The organism is Pedobacter sp. (assembly GCF_035566355.1).
Lineage (GTDB): Bacteria > Bacteroidota > Bacteroidia > Sphingobacteriales > Sphingobacteriaceae > Pedobacter.
Window position 1 is genome coordinate 1 of the sequence record NZ_DATMRL010000320.1, and the last position, 4,426, is coordinate 4,426.

The 4,426-nt window shown below is 42.0% G+C and carries 5 protein-coding genes; 1 reads left to right on the top strand and 4 read right to left on the bottom strand.

Going from position 1 to position 4,426, the window contains the following annotated elements:
- Positions 1-5: 5 nt before the first annotated feature.
- Positions 6-185, bottom strand: coding sequence for a histone H1 (locus VNZ46_RS12410; RefSeq protein WP_133784744.1), 180 nt, complete (start codon positions 183-185; stop codon positions 6-8).
- A gap of 169 nt (positions 186-354) precedes the next feature.
- Between VNZ46_RS12410 and VNZ46_RS12415 the strand changes: the two genes are divergently transcribed.
- Positions 355-615 carry a hypothetical protein gene (locus VNZ46_RS12415; RefSeq protein ID WP_325560449.1) on the top strand — a complete coding sequence of 87 codons (261 nt, stop codon included), beginning with the start codon at positions 355-357 and terminating at the stop codon, positions 613-615.
- Here VNZ46_RS12415 and uxuA read toward each other — a convergent pair.
- From uxuA to VNZ46_RS12430, 3 genes are all read right to left on the bottom strand, one after another.
- A complete protein-coding gene (gene uxuA, locus VNZ46_RS12420) occupies positions 612-1,787 on the bottom strand; it encodes a mannonate dehydratase (RefSeq protein ID WP_325560450.1) in 1,176 nt (391 codons plus the stop codon). The genes VNZ46_RS12415 and uxuA overlap by 4 nt on opposite strands.
- Positions 1,788-1,918: 131 nt before the next feature.
- Positions 1,919-2,959 carry an LD-carboxypeptidase gene (locus VNZ46_RS12425; protein WP_325560451.1) on the bottom strand — a complete coding sequence of 347 codons (1,041 nt, stop codon included), beginning with the start codon at positions 2,957-2,959 and terminating at the stop codon, positions 1,919-1,921.
- 180 nt (positions 2,960-3,139) lie between these two features.
- A partial coding sequence (locus VNZ46_RS12430) for an MFS transporter (protein WP_325560452.1) occupies positions 3,140-4,426 on the bottom strand: 1,287 nt, incomplete at its 5' end.

The following is a 4,426-nucleotide window of genomic DNA, read 5'->3' on the forward strand; positions in this document are numbered from 1 at the left end:
AGATCTTACTTAGTTGTATTTTTTTTCTCAGTTACTTCAGTACGAATTTCTTGAGCAAGTACTTTTAAGTCTTGCATTGCTTTACGCACTCTGGTACCAGCAGCACCATTACCTGCGTTATAAAACTTTTCTACATCTGCCTCAACTCCGGCAACCAGTTCTTTTAATTTTGAAAATTTTTCCATCGGATTTTGTTTAATTATAAAATAAATTATGGGTTTAAAGATAATAATTATTGGTTTTCAAACAAATCAATAACGCTTTTGATCTGAATTTATGTATACGGACTTTTGAATTTAAAAACCATTGCATTTTCTGTTTGTTTAATATTTCACATCTTTCAATTGAACAGCCATGAAAAGTAAAGAACAGAATAAAAAAAGCAAAACGCCTGATAATAAAGACTATAACCCCAACAAGCCACAAGATCTCACCCAACCTCAATTCAACAGTGCCAGTGAGCATAGAAGCAGTCAGGAGCTGCCACAGATCGAAAATTTAAATCAGGAAAATGACAAAAAAAATCTGATCAATGCTTCTAAAAAAGCCAGCAATAGCCCTTCTACCCCTAAAAATGATGATTCTTTACATGGTAAAAAACCTGTAAATACTTAATAATTTCCCGTTACGCCCAATTCAAGTCCTCTTAATTCCGCTAAGCCACGCAGTCTTCCTATGGCAGAATAGCCTGGGTTAGTCACCTTATTCAGATCGTCCAGCATCTGGTGTCCATGATCCGGACGGAAAGGAATCGGTGTATCCCTCAGGTGGTTCTCCGTGGTTACAGCTTTCATAATTTCGTACATATTGACATCTCCACCTAAATGATCTGCTTCATAAAAATTGCCTTCGCTGTCTTTGGTCACATTCCTTAAGTGCAGGAAGTATACACGATCTTTCACTACGTCAAAAATCTCCAGCAAATTATTGGACACGCCAGCGCCTAAAGAACCTGTACAAAAACACACGCCGTTAAAAGGCTGATCTACGCTCGACAAGATATATTCAAAATCGGCCTTGGTGCTGGCTATTCTTGGTAAACCCAGGATCGGATAAGGTGGATCATCGGGATGAATGGTCATTTTTACGCCTGTCTGTGTGCAGACCTCAGCAATAGAATTCAAAAACCAGCTGAGGTTTTGTTTCAAACCTTCCGTTCCTATAAGCTTGTACTCATCTATGCTGTTTTGCAAGGCAGACAGTTCAATTTCCTTCTCATTCGGAATGCCCATGAGCACATTAATTCTCAGTTCCTCTAATGCCTTTTGATCCATTTCCTTAAAACGGGCACGGGCTTTTGTAACGATGGCAGGATCGTAATCTTGCTCTGCTCCTGCTCTTTCTAAAATGAAAAGGTCAAATACAGCAAGATCTGTCCAGTTAAAGTATAAGGCTTTAGATCCATCGGTCATTTCCAGATCCAGCTGTGTACGGGTCCAGTCTAAAACAGGCATAAAATTATAACAAACGGTTTTGATACCGCAGGCAGCCAGATTTTTTAAGGTCGTTTTATAGTTCTCTATATACAGCCCGGCGTCTGCCCTACGTGTTTTAATGGCTTCATGAACGGGTACGCTTTCTACAACAGACCATTGTAATCCTGCTGCTTCAATGATTGATTTTCTTTCTTCAATATCTTTTACCGGCCATACTTCGCCATGCGGAATATGATGTAGTGCGGTCACGATACCAGTTGCACCAGCTTGCTTTACATCATGAAGGCTTACCGGGTCTGCCGGACCATACCAGCGCCAGGTTTGTAGTAATTTATGTGGTTGAGTTCCCATATGTTCTTTTGAAACTCAATATTAATCAAATTTTGACTGCACTGAGGGTCTAAATCTTAAATATTTACGGAAACGTTTCCGGCTAAACTTGCTTTAAATACGCTTCTTTCCAGTAGGAAGTAAAGGCTGGGCTAACCTACAGATGTGAGACTCGATCCATTCTGATCTACTGTAAAAACATGGTTCACGCCGCATTTGAGGGCAAAATTGTTTCGCTGATGACCTACCGGAAAGTCAAAGCAGACGGGATAGGTGTATTCTGCAACTTTTTCAAGCACAATATCAACAACGGTTCTGCCAAACTCTTCTCCCGGATCGTCAGGTTTCAATTTAAAACCTCCTACGATCAGTCCTTTTAGCTTTGCGAGTTTTCCGGTTCTTTTCAAATTCCAGAACATGCGGTCTATTCCATAAAGGTATTCGCCGGTATCTTCTACGAAAAGGATTTTTCCGTCGGCATCTAAATCTGACTGGCTTCCGGCCAGGGTTTCAATGATGCTTAAGTTACCTCCCACTATTGTAGCTTCGGCTCTTCCAGGTCTGTTCTTTTCGTGTGCAGGACTGGTATATTTCAGGGCTTCTCCAGCTAAAGCTTGCCGGATAGACAGAATGGTTTCGATTTGTATGGGTTCGGCCAGAGTCCAGTCGGCTGGAAAGCTGTTGCACATTTTAGAATGCAAAGAGGCGATCTTAAAATTCCTGCTCAAATGGCAATGTAATACCGTAATGTCGCTAAATCCAATGATCCATTTGGGATGTTCTGTAAAGCTTTTAAAATCGATCTTGTCGATAATCCGCACTGCTCCGTAACCTCCCCTGGCACACATGATGGCTTTAACTTCTATATCGTCCAGCATCTGTTGAAGATCTGCTGCCCTTTCCTGGTCTGTACCTCCATAGGTAAAATCTCTGGCACCTACTGTTTTTCCTATCTTGATCTTATATCCCCAGCTTTCCATCAGTTTAACCGATGGCGCAATCTCTTCCTGCGTAATAAAACCGGCCGGACATGTGATTCCGATGGTATCGCCGGGTTTAAGATAAGGCGGAATACGGTATTTGCCGGAGTTTAGAGGTTCTTCAGATGGAATTGGGCTTATTGCCCAGCTCTTTACTGTGGAAAGTGAAGCTCCGGCAAGGAGTGCTGAAGATAGAAAATGTTTACGGTCCATTAGCAAGGTTTAGTACTTGCAAATTAGTATAAAAAATCAATATTACTCGTCGAGGACTGGACTCCTTGCCTCGCTGCGCTTTGGTGGCAAGGCGCCCTGAGGTCCTCTCGGAGTAATATTGACTTTTACATAGCGCCTAGCAAGAGGGAAGGGTCCGGGTATGGCGCAGATGAGTTGACCTTAGTAAGAAATTGGTGCAGGCTGTTTAGATCTTACATTGATAATGGTGCGATTGATATATGGAATTAACGCGATGACTAAAACAACGACAACCAATAGGATGCTGATTAGGGTGTAATAATCCACTGCAGACCTGATTTGTGCCTGAACATCGACTGACCTGCTGAGTAAACCAGTTGCGATTTTTGTTGCCTGATCTGCGGGTAATCCTTTCGCCATTAACATTCTTTTGTAAGTTGCCAAACGGTCTACGGCTACGGGGTTAAGATTGGTCAGCTGCTCCTGAAAACGGTTAACGTGATTGGTTTTGTTGTACAATTGGTAAAAGTTAACCAAGGCTATACTGCTGCAAAATCCAAGAAATCTGAAAAACACACCGACTGCTGATGCTGTTCCTCCCAGGCGTTCCGGAACAGAAGATATGGCAAATACGATAATTGGTGTCATCAGCATACCTGCACCCATGCCCTGTAAGATTAAAGGAATGACAAATGTGGGTGCATCGGCCTGTGTATTAAAAAGGAAGACCATCCAGGCATGATAGATCAGTAGCAATACGAAGCCGTAAATCCAGATCAGACGTACTGGCCTTTTAAGAATCAGTAGTCTGGAGGATATCAGGATACTCACGATGATACCGATGATATTGGCCAGCATGATATAGGAAATATGATAAGGGTCCATGCCAAGTACATTCGCAAAATACAGGTTAGTTACACCAAGGGCGCCTCTAACAATGTACAGTACAAAGATCAGACACATCCCTACAACATAATTGCGGTATTTAAACACTGTCATGTTCTGGCTAGGCCTTTTTAAATTCAACTGGCGGCATACATGGATAACCAGGAGCACTACAATAGCGATGCAGCTTTTCCGGATCCGGCTATCCTGCAGCCAGTAATACTGCTGTCCATAGGCAAGCACATATCCAATAAGGCAAAGTATGGCAGCATAGATCACAAAACTAGGCCAGTCGATCTGGTACAATGGCATTTTTTTGTTCAGTCTCACCGCATTCATCATGCAAAGCAATAGAATTGCTCCGGGGATATAGCAGAACATAATTCCCTTGTACAAGAAATTATAGTCGTAATTATCTACTACTGGCGCAGTTAACAAGATAGAAATGGGTGTGATACAAAGCAGCATACCATAAAAAACGGAGTAACCTATTTCCCTGGCTCTTTCGCCTTGCAACCTGCTAAAAATAAGGGTAATACAAATACTGGTGGTCATACAGTTGGCCATACCCTGTATAAATCTGAAAATGAACAGCACCAGTAA

Coding starts and splice junctions, on each gene's coding strand:
- VNZ46_RS12415 (WP_325560449.1), top strand. CDS start 355: ATGAAAAGTAAAGAACAGAATAAAAAAAGCAAAACGCCTGATAATAAA.
- uxuA (WP_325560450.1), bottom strand. CDS start 1,787: ATGGGAACTCAACCACATAAATTACTACAAACCTGGCGCTGGTATGGT.
- VNZ46_RS12410 (WP_133784744.1), bottom strand. CDS start 185: ATGGAAAAATTTTCAAAATTAAAAGAACTGGTTGCCGGAGTTGAGGCA.
- VNZ46_RS12425 (WP_325560451.1), bottom strand. CDS start 2,959: ATGGACCGTAAACATTTTCTATCTTCAGCACTCCTTGCCGGAGCTTCA.